We start from the raw sequence: 20,560 nt of genomic DNA on the forward strand, positions 1-20,560 counted from the left end.
TTGCGCCGGCCGCCCTGGTTGACCGCCGCCACCGAGGCGTCCAGGGTCTTCAGGAACGGCACGATCCCGTTGGAGTGCCCGTTCGTCCCCCGGATGAAGGAGCCCCGGGAGCGGATGCGCGAGTAGGACAGGCCGATGCCGCCGGCGTGCTTGGAGAGGCGGGCGACCTGGTGGTAACGGTCGTAGAGGGAGTCCAGCTCGTCCAGCGGGGAGTCCAGCAGGTAGCACGCGGACATCTGCGGATGCGGGGTGCCGGAGTTGAAGAGCGTGGGCGAGGACGGGAGGTAGTCCAGGCGGCTCATCAGGCGGTAGAGCACGGCCACTTGGTCGACCGACCGCTCGGTGTCGTCCTCCGCCAGGCCGCTCGCGACCCGCAGCATGAACTGCTGGGGCGTCTCGATCACCTTGCGGGTGACCGGGTGGCGCAGCAGGTAGCGGCTGTGCAGGGTGCGCAGGCCGAAGTAGCCGAAGCGGTCGTCGGCGCCCTCCGCCACGGCGGACTCGACCAGGGCGTCGAGCCGTTCGGCGTGGGTATGGACGAACTCCGCCGTGCCGGCGGCGACAAGGCCCTCGCGCCGGCCGAGCGCGACCGACTCGGTGAAGGACGACACGCCCTGCGCGGCGACCTCACGGCGGATGCCGATCGTCAGCAGCCGGGCGGCCAGCTTCGAGTAGGCGGGGTCCTCGGAGATCAGGCCGGCGGCGGCCTCCGTGGCCAGCTCCCGCAGCTCCGCCTCGTCGGCCCGAGCGGACCGGCCGCGCAGCGCGGCGGCGGCGACCCGGCCCGGGTCGGCGTCGGGCAGGTCGGCGGTCAGCTCGGACAGCGTCCGCAGCAGCGCGGGCTCCAGGTCCCGCTGCAAGTGCTCCTCGGTGCGCGAGGCCGGAAGGCTCGGAGCCATGGTCACGTGGTGCTCCCTCGTTGGGTGGAGGACGGGGCCCGGGACACAGGGGTGGCAAGGCGTGGAAAGGCAGACGCCAGCGCCCGAGGGGCCCGCTGTGCCGTGGGCGTCTCAGGTGTCGCCGAAATCAGGTGGGAGCATACATCTTGTGTCTCGCGCCGCAACGGACCCCAGATGTAGTGTCCCGTGGCGTGTTCGCTGTTCGGACAGCAAGCGAAAACGGGGCTCTGTGCCCAGGCCTGACAAGGGCTCCGCGGACTCTCCCGCGGCGCGCGTGGAGGGTGCGCGGCCGGGTCGTGGCCGGACGGGAAGCGGGCTGTGCCGCACGGGGTGAAAGTGGCGGAAGCTCAAAGATGGCTGAAAGCCATCAGTGCGTTCGGCGTCCTCGCGAAGCCCCTTCACGCATCGAGGGGGCCGCGCGTCAGGTCAGTACGGGGCAGCCGCGCAGGTCCAGGTGGCGCAGCCGGCGCAGCTCGCCGATGCTCAGTGGCAGTGCCGTCACCTCGTTGTCCATCAGCCGCACATCCCGCAGGCCGCCGAGCGTGTCCGGCAGTGAGCGCAGCCGGTTGCCCATCAGGTGGGCCTCCCGTGGTGAGCGCAACTGGCCGAAACCGGCAGGAAGTTCGATGAACTCGTTGTGCCTGGCACAGCCACACGCAGCCGCACCCACCTCAAGCGCCGCCCGCCGCCCGCCACCGCCCGTGCCCGGCGCCGCCGCCCGCCGCCCTCACCCGCCCACAGCCCACGCGCCGACCGCCGCCCCCCAGCACAACCGTCGGCTCACTCCTCGAACAGTGGCTCCTGTTCGCCCTCCGCCTGTTGCCGTACCCGGCGGTTGCGGGCGCCCACCATCACGGCCGTCGCCGCCGCGGTCACCCCGAGGGCGACCGGGACCATCCAGCCGCGGTCGAAGACGTGGCCGAGGGCGTGGTCGAGGGAGAGCCGGCCCGGGCCGGTGACGGCGAGGCCGGCCGCGGCCAGGCCGAGGGTCGCCGCGTACTCGTAGCCGCCCTCCTGCGCGAAGAAGCCGTGGGGCAGGTGCACGGCCGCCGCCCCGGCCATGCCGCCGGCCGCCGCCGCGCCGGCCGCCGGGGTCGCGAGGCCCAGCGCCAGCAGTGTGCCGCCGCCCGCCTCCGCCAGGCCCGACGCCGTCGCGCTCAGCTTGCCGGGCGCGTAGCCGATGGACTCCATGTACTGGCCGGTGCCCTCCAGCCCGTGCCCGCCGAACCAGCCGAACAGCTTCTGCGCGCCGTGGGCCGCCAGCACCCCGCCGGTGCTCAGCCGGAGCAGCAGCAGGCCCAGATCACGTCGGTCGTAACAGGTCACGGTGACTCCCCAGCAGACAGGCGGACAGGTCCCCTCCCGCGTTCCCACCCTCGCACCGCCGACGCCGCCCGGCCCGTCCTGGCTGCCGTTCGGGTGGCGGGACCGCCGGCGCGGTGTGAGCGACCATGGCCGACGACGGCTCCGACCGGGACCTCGCCGACTGGATCGACCGGGAGGTCTTCTCCTCCCACGGCCACATGGAGGTCGACAACGAGTCCGACGGCGGGCGGACCCTGCTCGCCCGCTACCGCAACGACACCTGGGGCGAGATGCGCACCCGGTGGAGCTTCACCGTCGAGGACGACGGGCGGATCTCGCGGTTCGAGACCGGGCAGGCGTAAGAGAGGCCCAGCCCCAAGAGAGGCCCAGGCGTCAGAAGGCCCAGGTGGAAGAACGCCTCCAGGGGCTTGTGTTCGCGTGCACTCCAGCTCCTAGCGTCCCACCCATGACGACACGGACGCTGGGACGCAGTGGCATCGAGGTGAGCGCGCTCGGTTTCGGGTGCTGGGCCATCGGGGGTGAGCACCAGACCGCCGACGGGCAGCCCGTCGGCTGGGGGAAGGTGGACGACGACGAGTCGGTACGGGCCGTCCGCCGGGCGCTCGACCTGGGCGTCACCTTCTTCGACACCGCCGACTCCTACGGCACCGGGCACAGCGAGGAGATCCTCGGCAAGGCCCTCGGCAAGCGGCGGGACGACGTCGTCGTCGCCACCAAGTGGGGCAACGTCTTCGACGCGGACACCCGCACCCTCACCGGCACCGACGCGACTCCGGAGTACGCCCGCCGGGCCCTCACCGCCTCCCTGCGCCGTCTCGGCACCGACCGCGTCGAGCTGTACCAGCTCCACATCTCCGACGCCGACCCGGCACGGGCCGCCGAACTGCGCGACGCCTGTGAGGAGTTCGTCGCCGAGGGGCTCGTCCGTGCCTACGGCTGGAGCACCGACGACCCCGCGCGGGCCGCCGTCTTCGCCGAGGGCCCGCACTGCACGGCCGTACAGCACAGGCTCAACGTCCTGCAGGACGCACCGGAACTCGTGGCGTTGTGCGAGCGGCTGGAGCTGGCGAGCGTCGACCGCAGCCCGCTCGCCATGGGACTGCTCGCCGGGCGGCGCGGCGGGTCGTTGGAGGCCGGGGACATCCGGAGCCGGCCGCCCGCCTGGCTCCCGGGGTACGCGGACGACGGCTCCGGCGCCGATCCCGCGTGGCTGGCCCGGATCGACGCGGTCCGCGACATCCTCAACGCCGACGGCCGCAGCCTCGCCCAGGGCGCCCTCGCCTGGCTGTGGGCCCGTAGCCCGCGCACCGTGCCCGTCCCCGGCTTCCGGACCGTCGCGCAGGCCGAGGAGAACGCCGGGGCGCTCGCGAAGGGACCGCTCACCGCGGCACAGCTTGCCGAGATCGACCGCTTGCTCGGCAGGTGAGCGGCCCTGGGTGAAAGGTGTGCAAGGGGCTGAGAAACTGGGGTAGCTCATCGGATTTTCATAACGCGGCAAATTCCGTGCCGTCTCGGCCCTCGGGGCGGGAAGTCCCTGCTCGACGCGGTGTACGGTCCCCGGGTGCGTGAATGTTCCCGGCTCAGCCGGCGTGCCGTCCTCGGGCTGACGGCCGCCGCCCTTCCCCTGTCCACGGCCACCTCCGCCGCCGCGACGACCGTCATCGGCGGCGAGCGGCTGGCCCGCCCCGGTGTCCAGGTGCGCGGCGCCACCGGACTGCCCAGGAAGCTCACCGCCCGCTCCTGGCTGGTCGCCGACTGCGAGAGCGGGGAGGTGCTCGCCGCGTTCCACGCGCACCGGCGGCTCGCGCCCGCGTCCACGCTGAAGATGCTGTTCGCGGACACCGTGCTGAAGAAGTTCGACCGCACCGAGCGGTACAAGGTCACCGACGCCGACCTCGCCGACGTCCCGGCCGGCTCCAGCCTCGTCGGCATCAGGCCCGGCATCACCTACACCGTCGAGCAGCTGTGGCAGGGGGTGTTCCTGCGCTCGGGCAACGACGCCGTGCACGTGCTGTCCCACATGAACGGCGGCATCGCCAGGACGGTCGCCGAGATGCAGGCCAAGGCGGCGGACCTGCAGGCCCTGGACACCCATGTGGTCAGCCCCGACGGCTTCGACCACAAGGGGCAGCTCTCCTCGGCGTACGACCTCACGCTCTTCGCCCGCCACGGCCTGAAGGACCCCGACTTCCGTGCCTACTGCGGCACGCGGACCGCGGACTTCCCGGCGGGTGGGAAGAAGACCTTCCAGATCCAGAACACCGACCGTCTGCTGACCGGCGCATGGGGTCTGAAGACCTACGACGGCCTGATCGGTGTCAAGAACGGCTACACCAGCCATGCCGGCAACACCTTCACCGGTGCGGCCACCCGGGGCGGACGTACCCTGCTGGTCACCGTGATGCACCCCGACGCGGGCGGCAACGCCGTCTACGAGCACACCGCCGCGCTGCTCGACTGGGGCTTCACCCACGGGCGTTCGGCCCAGCCGGTGGGCACGCTGGTCGAACCGCTCAGCGCGGGCGGGGCGAGCGCGACCCCGGCACCCGCGCGGAAGACGGTGCAGGCGGCGGCCGGCGCACCCGGCCCGGCGTCCGGGGACGGCTCGGCGTGGCGGATCGCGGAGGGTGCCGCCGGGGCGCTCGCGCTGCTGGGAGCGGGTGCCTGGACCCTGCGCAGGCGCCGGGCACGGACGACGGGGACACCGGCGGGCGGGGAAGCGGAGACGGGGAGCGGGCACCGGCGCTGAGCGGTCGTACCGTCCGCCCCGCCGCCGGGCCGGCCGTACGGCGGTATGTGGCGGCGGCCGTTCCAGCGGCCGGCGTGTACCCCGCGGTGCGCCGCGAGGTCCACCCCCAACTCCGGTCCGGTGGAACGGCCGCCGCCTCCCCCCTCGCAGTGGCCGCGGAACCTGTGTGCTCCATGTGTGAAGCTCTGGTGGAGAAAAGTTGAGCACATGTCACCGACTGGCCGCAATGGCACGGATGTTCAAATTCCGCTTGCGGCGGCGGGGAAAGCGCGCCTCAGCCCCGCCCGATGTACGGCATCGCCGTCGCCAGCACCGTCGCGAACTGCACGTTCGCCTCCAGCGGCAGCTCCGCCATGTGCCGCACCGTACGCGCCGCATCGGCCACGTCCATCACCGGTTCCGGGGTCACCTCCCCGTTGGCCTGGAGCGCGCCCGTCCGCATCCGGGCCGTCATGTCCGTCGCCGCGTTGCCGATGTCGATCTGCCCGACCGCGATGCGGTACGGCCGCCCGTCCAGGGACAGCGACTTGGTCAGGCCGGTCAGCGCGTGCTTGGTCGCGGTGTAGGCGACCGAGTGCGGGCGGGGCGTGTGGGCCGAGACGGAGCCGTTGTTGATGATCCGGCCGCCCTGCGGGTGCTGCTCCTTCATCCGCCGGTAGGCCGCCTGGGCGCACAGGAACGCGCCGTTGAGGTTGGTGTCCACCACGTGCCGCCAGGCGTCGTACGGCAGTTCCTCGACCGGGACCCCGCCGGGCCCGAAGGTCCCCGCGTTGTTGAACAGCAGGTCCACCCGGCCGAAACGGTCCACGGTCGCCGTGAACAGCGCCTCGACGTCGTCGGGCCGTGACACGTCGGTGGGTACGGTGAGCGAGGCCGCCCCCGGCGCCAGCGCCGCCGTCCCGGCCAGCGGCTCCGCGCGCCGGCCGGCCAGCGTCACCGACCAGCCGGCGCGCAGCAGTTCCACGGCGACGGCCCGCCCGATGCCGGAGCCGGCCCCGGTCACCACCGCGATGTTCGATTGCCTGTCAGTCATGGTTCCGCAGCGTAGGCGGGAAGTCCGCCATGCGGAATCCACTGTCCGCCATACGGTTATCCGGCGAGGACGGCCACCTCGTCACCCGCCGTCTCCTCCCCGGGGTAGCGCACCCCGATCCGCTCCCGCACCGCGTCCAGCGTCCGCATCACCGCGAGCGTGCCCTCCAGCGGCACCAGCGGCGACTCCTTCTCGCCCGCCCGCAGCGCCCGCATGACCTCCGCCGCCTCGTGCCGCAGGCTGGTGCGCGGACCATCGGCCGGATCGGCGGCGAACTCCTCGGGGTCACGGCCGTCCCGGTGCAGAACGAACCGATCGGGATGGAAGAAACCGGACGGGATGTCGATCCGGCCGCGCGAACCGGTGACCGACGCGGTGACCGCCGTACCCCCGACGATCGAGCAGTGCAGCGAGGCCAGCGCGCCGCTCTCCCAGGACAGCACCGCGCCCGTCTGGAGATCGACGCCCTCGGGCGACAGCACCGCGCTCGCCGCGACCCCGTCCGGCTCGCCCAGCAGCAGCTGCGCGAACGACACCGGGTACACGCCCAGGTCCAGCAGCGCCCCGCCGCCCAGCGCCGGATCCCGCAGCCGGTGCGCCGCCGGGAAGGGACCGGCCAGGCCGAAGTCGGCGTGCACGGTCCGCACCTCGCCGATCGCCCCGTCCTCCACCAGCGCCTTCAGCCGCCGGACCAGCGGGTTGCAGTACATCCACATCGCCTCCATCAGGAAGCGGTCGTGCTCCCGCGCCAGCGCGACGAGTTCCTCCGCCTCCCGCAGGTTCAGCGTGAACGGCTTCTCGCACAGCACGTTCCGGCCCGCCTCCAGGCACAGCCCGGCCGCCGCCCGGTGCGCCGCGTGCGGAGTGGCGACGTACACGACGTCGACGTCCGGGTCCGCCGCCAGCGACTCCCAGTCGCCGTACGCCCGCTCCACCCCGAACCGCTCGGCGAACGCCTCCGCCGACTCCCGCCGGCGCGACGCCACCGCCACGATCTCCGCCCCTCGCAGATCGACCAGATCCGCCGCGAACGCCGCCGCGATCCCGCCCGTCGCCAGGATCCCCCACCGCACGCTCTCTCCCGCCATCCCCGCCGCCCTCGCTCATCCGTTCCCCGGCATGGTGTACGAGCTGAGAGCATAGGTGCCGGTCGTGTCAGCGACACCGATGTCAGAGAAGCAGGGAGGGACACATGCCGGACCACGCCGCGGCACCGACACCGGAACAGGACCAGCAGTCCATCTCCGCACCGTCACCGGCCCGCGCGCCGCGCGGCACCGGCCCGCTCGTCACCTTCCTCCTCGGCGGCCTCACCGCGACCACCCCGCTCGCGATGGACATGTACCTGCCGTCGCTGCCGGAGGTCACCCGCTCCCTGCGTGCCCCCGCCGTCACCGTCCAGCTCACCCTCACCGCCTGCATGGCCGGACTCGCCCTCGGCCAGCTGGTCGTCGGCCCCCTCAGCGACCGCTGGGGCAGGCGCCGCCCGCTGCTCGTCGGACTCGCCGTCTACCTGGCCGCCACCGCCCTGTGCGCCCTCGCGCCCACCGTCGAGACGCTGATCGCCTTCCGGCTGGTGCAGGGCCTCGCCGGCGCTGCCGGGGTGGTCATCGCCCGGGCCGTCGTACGCGACCTGTACGACGGCGTCGCCATGGCCCGCTTCTTCTCCACCCTCATGCTGATCTCCGGGGCCGCCCCCATCGTCGCGCCGCTCGTCGGCGGACAGATCCTCCGGGTGACGGACTGGCGGGGCGTCTTCGTGGTGCTCACGGTGGTCGGCGCCGCGCTCACCGCGCTGGTCTGGGTGCGGCTGCCGGAGACCCTGCCGCCGGGGCAACGGCACAGCGGCGGAACGGGCGAGGCCCTGCGGGCGATGCGCGGCCTCCTCGCCGACCTGCCCTTCACCGGCTACATGCTCGCCGGCGGCTTCGCCTTCGCCGCGCTGTTCGCCTACGTGAGCGCGTCCCCCTTCGTCGTCCAGGAGATCTACGGCGCCTCCCCGCAGACCTTCAGCCTGCTGTTCGGCCTCAACTCCGTCGGCCTGGTGGCCGCCGGCCAGTTCAACGGCAAGGTGCTGGTCGGCCGGGTCAGCCTGGACAAGGTGCTCGCCGGCGGCCTGGCGGTCATCGTGCTCGCCGCCACCGCCCTGCTGCTGATGGCCACCGGCGTCTTCGGCGACACCGGCCTCGTCCCCGTCGCCGCCGCCCTCTTCGTCCTGATGTCCGCGATGGGCGTCACCCTGCCCAACGCCCAGACCCTCGCCCTGCTGCGCACCCGGCACGCCGCCGGCTCCGCCTCCGCGCTGCTCGGCACCTCCTCCTTCCTCGTCGGCGCGGTCGCCTCCCCCCTCGTCGGCGTCGCCGGGGAGCACACCGCCGTCCCGATGGCCGTCGTCCAGCTGGCCGGAGCACTGGTCGCCGTGGCCTGCTTCGTGGGAATGTGCCGTCCCTGGGCGACACGGGGGACCACCCGTGCCGGGTCGGAGGGAGACGAGAGCTGAGCGCACCGAGACTGCGCGCCGGCACAGCGGAACGGGCCGGGCTCGACCCCGTCGAACTCGGGCACCTGGTCGACGAGGTGCACGCCCTCACCGCCGGCGAGCGCCCCTGGGCGTCCGGCGCCGTCGTGCTGGCCGGCCGCGGACCCGTGATCGCCGTGGCCGAGGCCGCGGGCTGGGCCGTGCGGTACGCCGCCCACGACCCCGAGACCGGCACCGCAGTGGAACTGCCGCCGGCCGCCCGGGTCCCGGCCACCGTCGGCACGCCCTTCGACCTGGCGTCCCTCACCAAACTGTTCACGTCCGTCGCCGCCGTGCAGCAGATCGAGCGCGGCACCCTCGGCATGGACGCCCGCGTCGGCGACTACCTGCCCGACTTCCACGGCGCCGCCGCGCACGGCATCACGGTGCGGCAGCTGCTCACCCACACCTCCGGCCTGCGCCCCGAACTGCCCCTGTACGACTGCCCCGACGACGCCACCCGTCTCGACCTGCTGCGCGCCGAGGCCCCGTCCGGCGAGCCGGACCGGTACCTGTACTCGGACCTGAACATGCTCCTGCTCCAGTTCCTGCTGGAGCGCGTCACCGGGCGCACCCTCGACGTCCTCGTGCGGGACTGCATCACCCGGCCGCTCGGCATGACCGCCACCGCGTTCGGGCCCTGCCCCGGCGCCGCGGCCACCGAGGACCAGCGACGGCCGTGGGCCAAGGCCGACCGGGGGATGCTGCGGGGCGTGGTCCACGACGAGAACGCCTGGGCGCTCGGCGGGGTCGCCGGCCACGCGGGCCTCTTCTCCACCGCACCGGACCTGGCCGTCTTCTGCCGCGCCCTGCTCGCGGGCGGCTCCTACGGCCCCGCGCGCATCCTCGGCCCCGATTTCGTGGAGCTGCTGTTCACCCCGCCCGGCCTGGGCTTCCACCTGGACCAGCCGTGGTTCATGGGCGAACTGGCGGGCCGCGGCGCGGCGGGCCACACGGGCTTCACCGGCACGGCCCTGATCCTGGACCGGGCGACCGACACCTTCCTGGTCATCCTGGCCAACACGGTCCACCCGAAACGCCGCACACCGGACAGCGGCCCCCGGGCGAGGCTGGCGACCCACTTGGCGAGAGCGGTGATCTGAAGCCCACCGCGCCGGGCGGTGGGTGGGCGCCGGCGCCCGGCGCCGTAGAATCGCCAGGTGAACGACCCCCTCCGCACAGCCCTGGCCGAGCTGCTCGACGGCCTGCCCCCCACGGAGGTCACCGCCGCCGTGGACCGGCTGATCGCCAACTACCGCGGCGACACCCCGACCCACGCGCCGATCCTCCGCGACCGAGCCGACGTGGCCGCGTACGCCGCCTACCGGATGCCCGCCACCTTCGAGGCCGTCCACTCCGCGCTGGAGGCGTTCGCGGCGACCGTCCCCGACTGGACCCCCGGCAGCCATGTCGACGTCGGCGGCGGCACCGGCGCCGCCACCTGGGCCGTCACCGCCACCTGGCCCGGCGAGCGCAGCGTCACCGTGCTGGACTGGGCCGAACCCGCCCTCGCCCTCGGCCGGCGGATCGCCGCCGCCAACCCGGCCCTGAAGGACGCCCGCTGGCAGCGCGCCCGGATCGGCGAGGACCTCACCCTGGACGCCACCGACCTGGTCACGGTGTCGTACGTCCTCAACGAACTCGCCGAGGCCGACCGCGCCGCCCTCGTCGACGCCGCCGCCGGCGCCGCGCGGACCGTCGTGATCGTCGAGGCCGGCACCCCGGCCGGCTACGCGCGCGTCATCGAGGCCCGCGACCGGCTGATCCGGGCCGGCTTCCGCGTCGCCGCCCCCTGCCCGCACAGCGCCGCCTGCCCCATCGCGCCCGGCACGGACTGGTGCCACTTCTCCGCCCGCGTCGGCCGTTCCTCCCTGCACCGCCAGGTCAAGGGCGGCTCACTGGCGTACGAGGACGAGAAGTTCTCCTACGTCGCCGCCACCCGGCTGCCCGCCGAGCCGGCCCCCGCCCGGGTGGTCCGGCGCCCGCAGATCCGCAAGGGCCAGGTGCTGCTCGACCTGTGCGAGGCCGAGGAGCGGCTGCGCCGGACGACGGTCACCAAGCGCCACGGCGACCTGTACAAGGCGGCCCGGGACGCGGACTGGGGCGACGCCTGGCCGCCGTACGACTCCGCGCCCTGACGCGTGTGGTAGCCCGCCCTCGCCGCTTGTTACTTTCGACCCCATGGTCAGCAAGCCCGCCCCCGACGCCACCCGCCGCAGCGAGAAGTCCCGCCGGGCCATCTACGCCGCCGCGCTCTCCCTGGTCGGGGAGGTCGGGTACCCGAAGACCACCGTCGAGGCCATCGCCGCGCGGGCCGGGGTCGGCAAGCAGACCATCTACCGCTGGTGGTCGTCCAAGGCGGACGTCCTGCTGGAGGCCTTCCTGGACCTCGCCGAGCAGGCGGCCCGGGCGGCGGGGCAGGAGGTCGACGCCGTCCCGGACACCGGTGACCTGGCCGCCGACCTCAAGGCGGTGCTGCGGGCCACGGTGGACGAGCTGCTCGACCCGCGCTTCGAGGCGCCGGCGCGGGCGCTGGCCGCGGAGGGGGTGGTCAACGAGCAGCTCGGCCGCGAGGTCGTGACCAAGCTGCTGGAACCGCAGCTCCAGCTGTACGTCGCCCGGTTGCGCTCGGCCCAGGACGCGGGGGCCGTACGAGCCGGCGTCGACCCCCGGATCGCGCTGGAGCTGTTCGTCTCCCCGCTCGCGCAGCGCTGGCTGCAACGCAGCGGGCCGATCTCGTACGCGTACACGGACACCCTCGTCGAGTACGCCCTGCACGGAATCGCCCCGCACTGAATTCGCCCACCCGCCCACCGGTGACGGTCGGCCACTCGCCCGCGGCGACCCCCCGAAGCACGCGAAGATGGGACGATGAGGCATGCTGTCCGCACACCAGCGAGGCGACCACCAGACCGAGGGGATAGATGAGCGCGACGTTCGGCGGCCGGAACGGCCGGCAGGGCAAACTCTCCCAGTGGCTGCTCGGACGCCGCCCGAAGGAGGCCGCCGCCGACGACAGCGGCCGTGAGACCCTGCTGCTCGCCGCCGCCGCCGCGGGCCTGCCCCTCGCCCCCGCCGCGCACCCCGCCGACGGCTTCCGCTGCTCCTGCGACCGCGTGGGCTGTCCCACCCCCGCCCGGCACCCGGTGTCGTTCGCCTGGCAGACCCAGTCCACCACCGACCGCGCCCAGATCGAGCGCTGGGCCCGGCACCAGCCGGCGGCGAACTTCATCACCGCCACCGGCATGGTGCACGACGTGCTCGACGTGCCCCTGGAGGCCGGCCGCGAGGCGCTGGACCGGCTGCTCGGCTCCGGCGTCGAGGTCGGCCCGGTCGCCGAGAGCGACGACGGCCGCATGCTGTTCTTCACCCTCACCCGCGGCACCCCCGAGGACGAGGACGAGTGGTGGCCCTGTGAGCTGGACTGCCACCCCGAGACGATGGACGAGCACCCCGGGCTGCGCTGGCACTGCCGGGGCTCCTACGTCCTCGTACCGCCCGCCCGGCTGCCCGGCGACGCCGACCAGCGGGTGCGCTGGGTGCGCGGCCCGGAACATCCGCTGCCGGACCCGCTGAGCCTGCTGGAGGCGCTCACCGACGCCTGTGCCCGGCACGCGGGTACCGAGACCGGCCACCAGGGCGCGGCCTGGCCCCTGCGCCACTGACCGCCCGGCGGGACTCGTCGCCTCACGCGCCCTGCGCGGACGTCAGCCCCTGCACCCGCCCCAGCATCCGCACCGGGCCGCTGCCCGCCGGGTCCAGCACGGCCTGGTTGGCGATCGACTCCAGCGTCAGGGACTGCTTCACCTCGCCCTTGATCAGGGCCTGCACGTCCTTGTTCGGGACCGGCACGGTGGCGCCCGTGTAGGCGGTCTGCTTCTCGTAGTGGTGCGTGGTGAAGAACACCAGCGCCCCGCCGTCCGCCGTGCGCAGCGCGAGTGGCGCGTAGTCGCCGTGGGTGAGCGGTTCGTCGATGAACTGCCGGACCAGGCCGGGCTTCTTGGCCTCCTGCGCGCGGTCCGCGCGCAGCCCGCTGGTGTCGCGGCCGTCCGCGAAGGCCGTCCCGCCGTTCTTCAGGTAGTCCGCGTACGTCTTGCTCAACTCGTCCGGGCGGACGGCCAGTTGCGTGGTGTCGGCCGGGACGGCCTCGGCCCAGCCGTCCTTGTCCGTCTTGAACGCGGGGACGGTGCCGGGGGCCATGAGCGTCAGATAGCTCACCTGCCAGCGCTCGCCGAGGTCACCCCGGGTGAAGACCAGCACCCAGCGGAAGTTCCCGCCCTTGTTGCCGTGGGCGTCGGCGACGAACCAGCGGGGCCAGCCGGCCTTCTCCGGGATGGTGATCTTCACGTCCGTCAGGGTCAGCGGGGTGTGGTTCGCGTTCCCCGACGGGCTGTTGACGTGCCCCGCCCTCAGCCGCGCGGAGTCGATGTCGGAGAGGGGACCGGTGACGTAGGGCGCGTCCAGGGAGCTGTCGTAGGCCTTGTCGGCCTTGTTGTACGCGTCCGTGAACGCGGTGAGCGCCTTGGCGGCCTCGGCGCGGGTGGCCGCGGGCAGCACCACCCGCTCTCCGTGCACCACCACGCATCCGCTCGCGGTCACCGACAAAGCGGTCAGCGAGGCCGCTATGAGTGCGTTCCGGTCACGCCTGCGAAGCCGTCGACGGCTGCGTTCCCTGGTCATCGGGCTCCTTCACCTTCCCCTTCCCGGAGGCGAACCCTACCGGGGAGAGGAACAGCGCGAGCACCGGGACCAGGTACAGCGCCCACACCGTGACCTGAAGGACCGTCGGGTCCGGCTGGAAGTTGAACACGCCCTTCAGCAGGGTGCCGTACCAGCTGTCCGGCGGGATGACGCCGCTGATGTCGAAGGCCAGGTCGCCCAGGCCCGGGACCCAGTCGGCCTCCTGCAGGTCGTGGAAGCCGTACGCCAGCACGCCCGCCGCGACCACGACCAGCATCCCGCCGGTCCAGGTGAAGAACTTGGCCAGGTTGATCTTCAGGGCGCCCCGGTAGAAGAGCCAGCCGAGGAGGACGGCCGTGGCGAGGCCGAGGGCGACGCCGATCAGCGGGCGCGGGGTGCCGTCGCTCGCCGCGTGCACCGACGCCCACACGAACAGCGCGGTCTCCAGGCCCTCCCGGCCGACCGCGAGGAACGCGGTGGCGACCAGCGCGCCCGTGCCGAGGGCGAGGGCGGCGTCCAGCTTGCCGTGCAGCTCCGACTTCAGGTGCCGGGCGGTGCGCCGCATCCAGAACACCATCCAGGTCACCAGGCCCACGGCGACGATCGACAGGGAGCCGCCGAGCGCCTCCTGCGCCTGGAACGTCAGCTCCTGCGAGCCGAACTCCAGGGCGCAGCCGAAGCCCATGGCGATGACGATCGCGATGCCGATGCCGATCCAGATCGGCCGCAGGGCGTCCCGGCGGCCGGTCTTGACCAGGTAGGCGATCAGGATGCAGACGACGAGCGACGCCTCAAGGCCCTCGCGCAGGCCGATCAGGTAGTTGGAGAACACGGGCTACGCCCCCTTCGAGAACAGCGTGCGGCCCCACCAGTCGCCGGCGTCCCGGACGCCGGGCGGGACCGCGAAGACCGCCGAACCCACGTGCTGGATGTACTCGTTGAGCGCGTCGTGCGCGGCGAGGTTGCGCTGGAGCGGGATGAAGCCCTTGCGCACGTCCCGCTGGTAGGCGAGGAAGAACAGGCCCGCGTCGAGCCGGCCGAGGCCGTCGGTGCCGTCGGTGAAGGAGTAGCCCCGGCGCAGGATGGTGATCCCGTTGTTGGAGTCGGGGTGCGCGAGCCGCACGTGCGCGTCGGGCTTCATCGCCTTCAGGAACGGCTCGTCGTGCTCCTTGGCCTTGCCGACCGGGGCGCCCTCGCGCTTGTCCCGGCCGAACACGTCCTCCTGCTCCTGGAGCGAGGTGCGGTCCCAGGTCTCGATGTTCATGCGGATGCGCCGGGCGACCAGGTACGACCCGCCGGTCATCCAGTCCGGCCCGTCCTCCTCGCCGACCCACACGAACTTCTTCAGCCGGTCGGTCTCGGTGCCCGCGATGTTGCGGGTGCCGTCCTTGAAGCCCATCAGATTGCGCGGGGTCTGCGCGTCCGGGGTGGTCGAGGAGGTCTTGCCGAAGCCGAGCTGGGACCAGCGGATGGCGACCTTGCCGAAGCCGATGCGGGCGAGGTTGCGGATGGCGTGCACGGCGACCTGCGGGTCGTCGGAGCAGGCCTGGACGCACAGGTCGCCGCCGGTGCGGGACTTGTCCAGGTTGTCGCCGGGGAACTTGGGCAGGTCGACCAGGGCCTCGGGCCGCTGGTCCTTCAGACCGAACTTGTCGAACAGGGAGGGCCCGAACCCGATGGTCAGCGTCAGCCGGGACGGCTTGAGCCCGAGCGCCTCACCGGTGTCGTCCGGCGGGGCCTCGGCGAGCCCGCCGTAGGCGCCCTCGCCGACGGCCTTCCCGGCGGTCATCCGGCGGGCCGCCGCCGTCCAGTCCTTGAGCATCTGGACGAACTCTTCGCGGTCCTCGGTCTTCACGTCGAAGGCGGCGAAGTGCAGCCGGTCCTGCACCGGCGTGGCGATGCCGGCCTGGTGGGCGCCGTGGAACTCCACCGCGCCGCCGGTCTCGGCGGCGGCCGGGTCCATGTCGTTGCCCGTCCTGGCCATCGCCACGGCGCCGCCGGCCGCGGCGGCCCCGAGCGCGAGCCCGGCACCGCCCCAGCCGATCAGCGCGCGGCGCGACGGATTGGTCCCCTGGGTCTCGGTCATCGCCCTTGCCCCCCTTGCTTACTTCACGACCGCGGCGGCGAGCTTGGACAGCGGCTCGGCGAGCGCGTTGACCGCGTCCGACAGCTCCTTGCGCTGGTCCTTGGTGACCTTGTCGTAGGAGACGAAGTCGTAGGACGTCTTGTCCGTCCGGTACTTGTCGAGCAGCGTGTTCAGCGCGGCGAACTGCTTGTCGAGTTCCTTGGTGAGCGCCGGGTCGTTCTTCGCGGCGACCGGCTTCAGCAGCTCGTACGCCTTCTGGGCGCCCTCGACGTTGCCCTTGAAGTCGACCAGGTCGGTGTGGGCGTAGCGGTCCTCCTCGCCGGTGACCTTGCCGGTGGCGACCTCGTCCAGCAGCTCCTTGGCGCCGTTGGCCATGGAGGTCGGGGTGATCTCGGCCTTGCCGACCCGGCCCTGCCAGTCCTTGAGGTCCGTCAGCAGCTGGTCGGCGAGGGTCTTCTCCTCGGCGCCGATCTTCTTGTCCTGCCAGAGGGCCTTCTCCAGCCGGTGCCAGCCGGTCCACTTCTGGCCGGCCTCCAGGCCGTCCTCGCGGACGTCGACCTTCGGGTCGATGTCGCCGAAGGACTCGGCGACCGGCTCGGTGCGCTCCCAGCCGAGGCGGGAGAGACCGTAGGCCTTCTTCGCGGCCTCCAGGTCGCCGTCCTTGACCGCCTTCACGAAGGTCTCGGCCTTCGGCAGCGTCTCGTCGGCCTGGTCCTGGGCGTACTGACGGTAGTCGGCGACGGCCGTGTCCAGCTTCGGGTCGCGCTTGGCGGTGCTGCCGCCGCCGGTCACGGTCAGCTTCTGCCGGACGCCGTGGCCCTTCATGCCGGGCCGGCAGGCGATCTCGTACGAGCCGGCCTTCACCTCGGCGGTGAGGGTGTACTTGGTGCCCGGACCGATGTTCTCCTTCTCGGAGACGATCCGGTCGTCCGGGAACAGGATCTCGACCTCGGTCGCCTTCGAGCCCTTGTTCTCGATCTTCAGCGTGACCTGGCCGGCCGGCACGGACGTGCTGGAGGTCTCGCACTTCGAGTCGGCGGCCGTGACCTGGATGGCGTCACCGTCCTTGGCATCGCTTTTCGCGGTGCAGGCCGAGAGGGCGGTCAGAGCCGCCGCGGTGGCGGCGGCGGTGACGGTCAGTCGGACGGCGCGCATGCAGGCTCCAAGCGATCTGGTCTGGTGAGGCTGCCCTAACTTACATGAGGCTATCCTCACCCATACCCCTCCCTCCCGTGATTCAGCTCTCACAGAAAGATCACAAAGCGGTCGCCGGGGTCGCGGTGTTTCAATTCCCCGGTGACTGACTACGACGTACTCCGCGTCTTCTGCGGGCCGAACGGCGGCTACGGCAACGAGCTGGGTGTCGTCCGTGACGGCTCGGTGCTGCCCGAGCGGAGCGACCGGCAGGCGCTGGCGGCCAAACTCGGCTTCAGCGAGACCGTGTTCGTGGACGACCCCGAGCGCGGAGTGATCGACATCTACACCCCCACCCTGCGCCTGCCCTTCGCCGGTCACCCCTGCGTGGGCACGGCCTGGCTGCTCGACGTGCCCGAACTGGTCACCCCCGCCGGGGTCGTCGGGACCCGCCTGGACGGCGAGTTCACCTGGATCGAGGCCCGCCCGGAGTGGGTGCCCCCGCGCACCCTGCGCCAGTACGCGAGCGCCGCCGAGGTCGACGCGCTGGAGGTCCCGCCGCCCGGGGAGTGGCTGTACGCCTGGGCCTGGGAGGACGAGGCGGCCGGGCGCGTCCGGGCCCGCGCCTTCCCCGGCCGCATCGATGAGCGCGGCGACAGCCGCTTTGGTGGAGCCGGTGCTCGCACCGGGGGCATCGAGGAGGACGAGGCCACCGGCGCGGCGGCGCTGCTGCTGACCGACCGGCTGGGCCGGGCGCTGAACATCACCCAGGGCAAGGGCTCGCAGCTCCTGACCGCCCCCCAGCCGCACGGATGGATCGAGGTCGGCGGACGGGTCCACCTGGAGCGCTGACGCGTGTGCGCGCAGGGCGACCACCTGCGCCGATCCGGCCCCGGTCCCCTCCCGCGCGCGGCGGGGGACCCGGGCGTGCAGGGCTCAGGCGGACCGCCGGAACTCCTCGCCCAGGGCCCGGAAGACGGCCGTGTTGAGCGTGAACGCCCGCTCGCACTCGGCCACGACCCGCTGCCTCTCCAGGTCGTCCACCGCGATGCCGTCCAGCAGTTCGCGGTAGCCCCGCTTGAACGCGGCCGGGTTGGCGATCCGCTCGAAGACGTAGAAGCGGACTCCGTCGCCCATCCTCGCGAAGCCCCACGTCCGCTCCGCCGTGTCCCGGATGATCTGCCCGCCGGAGAGATCGCCCAGGTACCGGGTGTAGTGGTGGGCGACGTAACCGCCCGGCCAGCGCTCGGCGCACTCCCGCACCCGGTCCGCGTACGCCCTGGTCGCGGGCAGCGCGCTCAGGCCCGCCCGCCAGCTGGGGCCGCGCAGATGGGCCAGGTCCCGCTCCAGCGCGGGCAGCCGGAAGAGTTCGGGCCGGATGAAGGGGCCCGCCACCGGATCCGCCGTCAGCCGCCCGGCCGTGGTCTCCAACGCCTCGTAGACGAACCAGAGTTGTTCGGTGTACCGCGCGTAGGCCGCCACGCCGAGCCGGCCGCCCAGGAGGTCGCTCATGAACGGCGAGGTCCTCACCGCCGCGTGCTGTTCGTGCGAGGCGGTGCGGATGAGGGACGAGAAGGAGTCCATGAGCACGTCCTCTTTTTCCGACATCCTGTCGGTAAAAGCGTACAAGAGAAAGCCCGCCCCGGCAGGGAGCGGGCTCGCCGCAGGTCGGGCGGCGCTCAGGGGAGGGTCAGGATCTCCGCGCCGGTCTCCGTCACCACCAGCGTGTGCTCGAACTGCGCGGTCCGCTTGCGGTCCTTCGTCACGACCGTCCAGCCGTCGTCCCACATGTCGTACTCATGCGTGCCCAGCGTCAGCATCGGCTCGATCGTGAACGTCATCCCCGGCTGCATCACGGTCGTCGCGTGCGGGCTGTCGTAGTGCGGGATGATCAGCCCGGAGTGGAACGACGTGTTGATGCCGTGCCCGGTGAAGTCCCGCACCACGCCGTAGCCGAACCGCTTGGCGTACGACTCGATGACCCGGCCGATGACATTGATCTGCCGGCCGGGCTTCACGGCCTTGATCGCCCGGTTCAGCGCCTCGCGGGTGCGCTCCACCAGCAGCCGCGACTCCTCGTCCACGTCACCGACCAGGTAGGTGGCGTTGTTGTCGCCGTGCACCCCGCCGACGTACGCCGTCACGTCCAGGTTGACGATGTCGCCGTCCCTGAGGACCGTCGAGTCCGGGATGCCGTGGCAGATGACCTCGTTGACCGAGGTGCACAGCGACTTCGGGAAACCCCGGTAGCCGAGCGTCGACGGGTAGGCGCCGTGGTCGCACATGTAGTCGTGGGCGACCTTGTCCAGCTGGTCCGTGGTGACCCCCGGCGCGATGAGCTTCGCGGCCTCCGCCATCGCCCGCGCGGCGATACGGCCGGCGATCCGCATCGCCTCGATGGTCTCGGGGGTCTGCACCTCCGGCCCGGTGTACGGCGCCGGCGCGGGCTTGCCGACGTACTCGGGGCGGCGGATGTTTCCGGGAACCGGACGGGTGGGGGACAGCTCCCCTGGTACGAGCAGCGACTGGCCAGACATGCAAGCGAGTCTAACCAGCGGGCATGGGGGAACATGTCGGTGGCGAGAGGAGCTGTTCATGGCCCTGTTCAAGAAGCGCACCGTCGGCAAGCCGGGCGAGTGGTACTACTGCCTGGAGCACAAGAAGGTCGAGGAGGGCCCGGACTGCCCGGGCAAGGACCGCTTCGGACCGTACGCCTCCCGGGAGGAGGCCCAGCGCGCGATGGAGACCGCCGCCGAGCGCAACCTCCAGTGGGAGAACGACCCGCGCTGGCACGATGCGCCCGCGGGGGGCGGCACCGACGAGGACTGATCACACCGATGCGGTTGCGCGCCGCTCGCGCATCCGTACCGCGTGCTCGTTCGTCCGGGCGTCGTACGTCATCAGCCCCGGCAGGCACAGCGCCAGCAGCCCCACCGCGCCCGCGCACGCCAGGCCACCGGACCAGACCGAGGCCCGTACGCCCGCCCACGCGGCCATGCCGCCCGCCCGGACCTGACCGAGCTGCGGGCCGACCGAGTACGACAGCAGTTCGATCCCGGCGAGCCGGCCGCGCAGCTCGTCCGGGATCGTCTGGTTCCACAGGGCCGCCCGGAAGATCCCGCTGACCATGTCGAAGCCGCCGCCGACGGCGAGGAACAGCAGCACCAGCCAGACGTTCCCGCAGACCCCGGCCGCCGCCACCGCCAGGCCCCACCCGGCGGCCGACAGCACCACCAGCAGCCCGTGCCGGTGCACCCGCGAGGTCCAGCCGCTGGTCAGGCTCACCAGCAGCGCCCCCGCCGGGATCGTCGCGTACATCAGTCCGAGCGCCCACGGCGCGTGCAGGTCGTCGGCGAGGAACGGCAGCACGGCCAGTGGCATGGCCAGGAACATCGCCGCGAGGTCGACGGCGTAGGTGCCGAGGAGCTCCTTACGGCTCCACGCGTACCGGGCGCCCTCCGCGACGGCCTTCAGATCCGGCTTCGCGGCCTCCTCGGCGGCGGGGGAGGGGGCGATCCGCGTGATGTACGCCACCGAGACCGCGAAGGTCAGCAGATCGGCCGCGTAGGCCCAGCCGAGGCCCGCGTAGGCGACGACCACGCCCGCCACCGCCGGGCCCGCGACTCCGCCGACGGTCCAGCGCAGCGAGTTCAGCGAGGCCGCCGCCGGCATGTCGTCGTGGGCGACGATCCGGGGCCACAGGGAGTCCAGGGCCGGGCGCTGCACGGAGACCAGGGCGGAGGAGAGCGCGGCGACGACGTACAGCGGCCAGACCGCGGGGCGCGGGAGCAGGGCGTTCAGCAGCAGGGCCGCGCTGAGCAGGCCCTGGCCGGCCTCCGTCCACACGATGAGTTTCCGCTTGTCCAGGGCGTCGGCGAGGGCGCCGCCGTAGAGGCCGCACACGATGAGCGGCAGCAGCTCCACGGCGCCGATCGCGCCGACCGCCGCGGCGGACTCCGTCAGGTCCTTGAGCTGGACCGGCAGCGCGACGAAGGTCAGGAAGCTGCCGAAGTTGCTGATCAGACCGGACTTCCACAGGCGCCGGAAGTCGGCGGAGGCTTTCCAGGGGGCGAGGTCGGGGAGGAGGGCTCGGCTCACTGAGGCATGCTCGACGCCCCGGCGACCCCGGGCAACC

21 protein-coding genes and 1 pseudogene are annotated in these 20,560 nt (G+C 72.8%); 10 read left to right on the forward strand and 12 right to left on the reverse strand.

The genetic code is table 11. The features are described from left to right. From AB0L21_RS19425 to AB0L21_RS19435, 3 genes are all read right to left on the reverse strand, one after another. A partial coding sequence (locus AB0L21_RS19425; RefSeq protein WP_365785418.1) for a ribonucleotide reductase N-terminal alpha domain-containing protein occupies window positions 1–899 on the reverse strand: 899 nt, incomplete at its 3' end. Window positions 900–1,320: 421 nt separating this feature from the next. After that, window positions 1,321–1,473, reverse strand: a complete 153-nt coding sequence (locus AB0L21_RS19430) for a hypothetical protein (protein ID WP_365785289.1) — start codon at window positions 1,471–1,473, stop codon at window positions 1,321–1,323. 206 nt (window positions 1,474–1,679) lie between these two features. After that, window positions 1,680–2,225: a DoxX family protein gene (locus AB0L21_RS19435; protein WP_365698474.1), complete on the reverse strand. Its 546-nt coding sequence runs from the start codon at window positions 2,223–2,225 to the stop codon at window positions 1,680–1,682. 119 nt (window positions 2,226–2,344) lie between these two features. On the opposite strand from AB0L21_RS19435, the pseudogene AB0L21_RS19440 reads away from it, so the two are divergent. The 3 genes and pseudogenes from AB0L21_RS19440 to AB0L21_RS19450 form a co-directional block, all read left to right on the forward strand. Continuing rightward, window positions 2,345–2,566 (forward strand): annotated as a pseudogene (locus AB0L21_RS19440) (nuclear transport factor 2 family protein); the annotation flags it as partial. 104 nt (window positions 2,567–2,670) lie between these two features. Then, complete coding sequence (locus AB0L21_RS19445; protein WP_365785291.1) at window positions 2,671–3,651, forward strand: aldo/keto reductase; 981 nt, start codon at window positions 2,671–2,673, stop codon at window positions 3,649–3,651. Window positions 3,652–3,786: 135 nt separating this feature from the next. Beyond that, window positions 3,787–4,974 carry a serine hydrolase gene (locus AB0L21_RS19450; RefSeq protein WP_365698476.1) on the forward strand — a complete coding sequence of 396 codons (1,188 nt, stop codon included), beginning with the start codon at window positions 3,787–3,789 and terminating at the stop codon, window positions 4,972–4,974. 274 nt (window positions 4,975–5,248) lie between these two features. Here the strand turns inward: AB0L21_RS19450 and AB0L21_RS19455 are convergent, their stop codons facing one another. Together AB0L21_RS19455 and AB0L21_RS19460 are read right to left on the reverse strand one after the other, a co-directional pair. Next, entirely contained in the window at window positions 5,249–6,007 is a 759-nt protein-coding gene (locus AB0L21_RS19455; RefSeq protein WP_365785293.1) for an SDR family oxidoreductase, read from the reverse strand. 56 nt (window positions 6,008–6,063) lie between these two features. After that, window positions 6,064–7,095, reverse strand: coding sequence for a Gfo/Idh/MocA family oxidoreductase (locus AB0L21_RS19460; protein ID WP_365698478.1), 1,032 nt, complete (start codon window positions 7,093–7,095; stop codon window positions 6,064–6,066). A 104-nt stretch (window positions 7,096–7,199) separates the two neighbouring features. Here AB0L21_RS19460 and AB0L21_RS19465 point away from each other — a divergent pair, with 104 nt between their 5' ends. From AB0L21_RS19465 to AB0L21_RS19485, 5 genes are all read left to right on the forward strand, one after another. Next, a complete protein-coding gene (locus AB0L21_RS19465) occupies window positions 7,200–8,507 on the forward strand; it encodes a multidrug effflux MFS transporter (RefSeq protein WP_365785295.1) in 1,308 nt (435 codons plus the stop codon). Next, the gene (locus AB0L21_RS19470; RefSeq protein WP_365698480.1) at window positions 8,447–9,628 is read left to right on the forward strand and encodes a serine hydrolase domain-containing protein; all 1,182 of its coding nucleotides are present in this window, start codon (window positions 8,447–8,449) and stop codon (window positions 9,626–9,628) included. The genes AB0L21_RS19465 and AB0L21_RS19470 overlap by 61 nt, the downstream gene beginning before the upstream one ends. Window positions 9,629–9,685: 57 nt before the next feature. Continuing rightward, window positions 9,686–10,663, forward strand: coding sequence for a small ribosomal subunit Rsm22 family protein (locus AB0L21_RS19475; RefSeq protein WP_365698481.1), 978 nt, complete (start codon window positions 9,686–9,688; stop codon window positions 10,661–10,663). A 43-nt stretch (window positions 10,664–10,706) separates the two neighbouring features. Next, on the forward strand, window positions 10,707–11,321 hold the full coding sequence (locus tag AB0L21_RS19480; protein ID WP_365698482.1) for a TetR/AcrR family transcriptional regulator: 615 nt from the start codon (window positions 10,707–10,709) through the stop codon (window positions 11,319–11,321). A 128-nt stretch (window positions 11,322–11,449) separates the two neighbouring features. After that, window positions 11,450–12,190, forward strand: a complete 741-nt coding sequence (locus tag AB0L21_RS19485; RefSeq protein WP_365785297.1) for a bifunctional DNA primase/polymerase — start codon at window positions 11,450–11,452, stop codon at window positions 12,188–12,190. 22 nt (window positions 12,191–12,212) lie between these two features. Here AB0L21_RS19485 and AB0L21_RS19490 read toward each other — a convergent pair whose 3' ends face one another. Genes AB0L21_RS19490 through efeO form a run of 4 tightly spaced genes read right to left on the reverse strand, consistent with a single transcriptional unit; the run spans window position 12,213 to window position 16,446 of the window. Continuing rightward, a complete protein-coding gene (locus AB0L21_RS19490) occupies window positions 12,213–13,205 on the reverse strand; it encodes a hypothetical protein (protein WP_365698484.1) in 993 nt (330 codons plus the stop codon). After that, the gene (gene efeU / locus AB0L21_RS19495) at window positions 13,165–14,037 is read right to left on the reverse strand and encodes an iron uptake transporter permease EfeU (protein ID WP_365698485.1); all 873 of its coding nucleotides are present in this window, start codon (window positions 14,035–14,037) and stop codon (window positions 13,165–13,167) included. The genes AB0L21_RS19490 and efeU overlap by 41 nt, the downstream gene beginning before the upstream one ends. A 3-nt stretch (window positions 14,038–14,040) precedes the next feature. Next, complete coding sequence (gene efeB / locus AB0L21_RS19500; RefSeq protein ID WP_365698486.1) at window positions 14,041–15,291, reverse strand: iron uptake transporter deferrochelatase/peroxidase subunit; 1,251 nt, start codon at window positions 15,289–15,291, stop codon at window positions 14,041–14,043. A gap of 18 nt (window positions 15,292–15,309) precedes the next feature. Beyond that, complete coding sequence (gene efeO / locus AB0L21_RS19505) at window positions 15,310–16,446, reverse strand: iron uptake system protein EfeO (protein ID WP_365785299.1); 1,137 nt, start codon at window positions 16,444–16,446, stop codon at window positions 15,310–15,312. 141 nt (window positions 16,447–16,587) lie between these two features. Between efeO and AB0L21_RS19510 the strand changes: the two genes are divergently transcribed. After that, on the forward strand, window positions 16,588–17,277 hold the full coding sequence (locus AB0L21_RS19510) for a PhzF family phenazine biosynthesis protein (protein WP_365785301.1): 690 nt from the start codon (window positions 16,588–16,590) through the stop codon (window positions 17,275–17,277). 84 nt (window positions 17,278–17,361) lie between these two features. Here AB0L21_RS19510 and AB0L21_RS19515 read toward each other — a convergent pair whose 3' ends face one another. Next, window positions 17,362–18,009, reverse strand: coding sequence for a biliverdin-producing heme oxygenase (locus AB0L21_RS19515; protein ID WP_365785303.1), 648 nt, complete (start codon window positions 18,007–18,009; stop codon window positions 17,362–17,364). Between the two features lie 95 nt (window positions 18,010–18,104). Beyond that, on the reverse strand, window positions 18,105–18,962 hold the full coding sequence (gene map, locus AB0L21_RS19520) for a type I methionyl aminopeptidase (RefSeq protein WP_365785305.1): 858 nt from the start codon (window positions 18,960–18,962) through the stop codon (window positions 18,105–18,107). 58 nt (window positions 18,963–19,020) lie between these two features. Between map and AB0L21_RS19525 the strand changes: the two genes are divergently transcribed. Then, window positions 19,021–19,254: a hypothetical protein gene (locus AB0L21_RS19525; protein ID WP_365785307.1), complete on the forward strand. Its 234-nt coding sequence runs from the start codon at window positions 19,021–19,023 to the stop codon at window positions 19,252–19,254. Here AB0L21_RS19525 and AB0L21_RS19530 read toward each other — a convergent pair whose 3' ends face one another. Continuing rightward, complete coding sequence (locus tag AB0L21_RS19530; protein ID WP_365785308.1) at window positions 19,255–20,523, reverse strand: MFS transporter; 1,269 nt, start codon at window positions 20,521–20,523, stop codon at window positions 19,255–19,257. Between the last annotated feature and the right edge of the window lie 37 nt (window positions 20,524–20,560).

It is taken from the genome of Streptomyces sp. NPDC052721, assembly GCF_040678315.1.
GTDB lineage: Bacteria > Actinomycetota > Actinomycetes > Streptomycetales > Streptomycetaceae > Streptomyces.

What these genes read in the sequence shown, in the direction of transcription:
- AB0L21_RS19445 (WP_365785291.1), top strand. Translation starts at nt 2,671, where the DNA reads ATGACGACACGGACGCTGGGACGCAGTGGCATCGAGGTGAGCGCGCTC.
- AB0L21_RS19490 (WP_365698484.1), bottom strand. Translation starts at nt 13,205, where the DNA reads ATGACCAGGGAACGCAGCCGTCGACGGCTTCGCAGGCGTGACCGGAAC.
- AB0L21_RS19465 (WP_365785295.1), top strand. Translation starts at nt 7,200, where the DNA reads ATGCCGGACCACGCCGCGGCACCGACACCGGAACAGGACCAGCAGTCC.
- AB0L21_RS19430 (WP_365785289.1), bottom strand. Translation starts at nt 1,473, where the DNA reads ATGGGCAACCGGCTGCGCTCACTGCCGGACACGCTCGGCGGCCTGCGG.
- map (WP_365785305.1), bottom strand. Translation starts at nt 18,962, where the DNA reads ATGTCTGGCCAGTCGCTGCTCGTACCAGGGGAGCTGTCCCCCACCCGT.
- efeB (WP_365698486.1), bottom strand. Translation starts at nt 15,291, where the DNA reads ATGACCGAGACCCAGGGGACCAATCCGTCGCGCCGCGCGCTGATCGGC.
- AB0L21_RS19525 (WP_365785307.1), top strand. Translation starts at nt 19,021, where the DNA reads ATGGCCCTGTTCAAGAAGCGCACCGTCGGCAAGCCGGGCGAGTGGTAC.
- AB0L21_RS19480 (WP_365698482.1), top strand. Translation starts at nt 10,707, where the DNA reads ATGGTCAGCAAGCCCGCCCCCGACGCCACCCGCCGCAGCGAGAAGTCC.
- AB0L21_RS19455 (WP_365785293.1), bottom strand. Translation starts at nt 6,007, where the DNA reads ATGACTGACAGGCAATCGAACATCGCGGTGGTGACCGGGGCCGGCTCC.
- AB0L21_RS19515 (WP_365785303.1), bottom strand. Translation starts at nt 18,009, where the DNA reads ATGGACTCCTTCTCGTCCCTCATCCGCACCGCCTCGCACGAACAGCAC.
- AB0L21_RS19485 (WP_365785297.1), top strand. Translation starts at nt 11,450, where the DNA reads ATGAGCGCGACGTTCGGCGGCCGGAACGGCCGGCAGGGCAAACTCTCC.
- AB0L21_RS19460 (WP_365698478.1), bottom strand. Translation starts at nt 7,095, where the DNA reads ATGGCGGGAGAGAGCGTGCGGTGGGGGATCCTGGCGACGGGCGGGATC.
- efeO (WP_365785299.1), bottom strand. Translation starts at nt 16,446, where the DNA reads ATGCGCGCCGTCCGACTGACCGTCACCGCCGCCGCCACCGCGGCGGCT.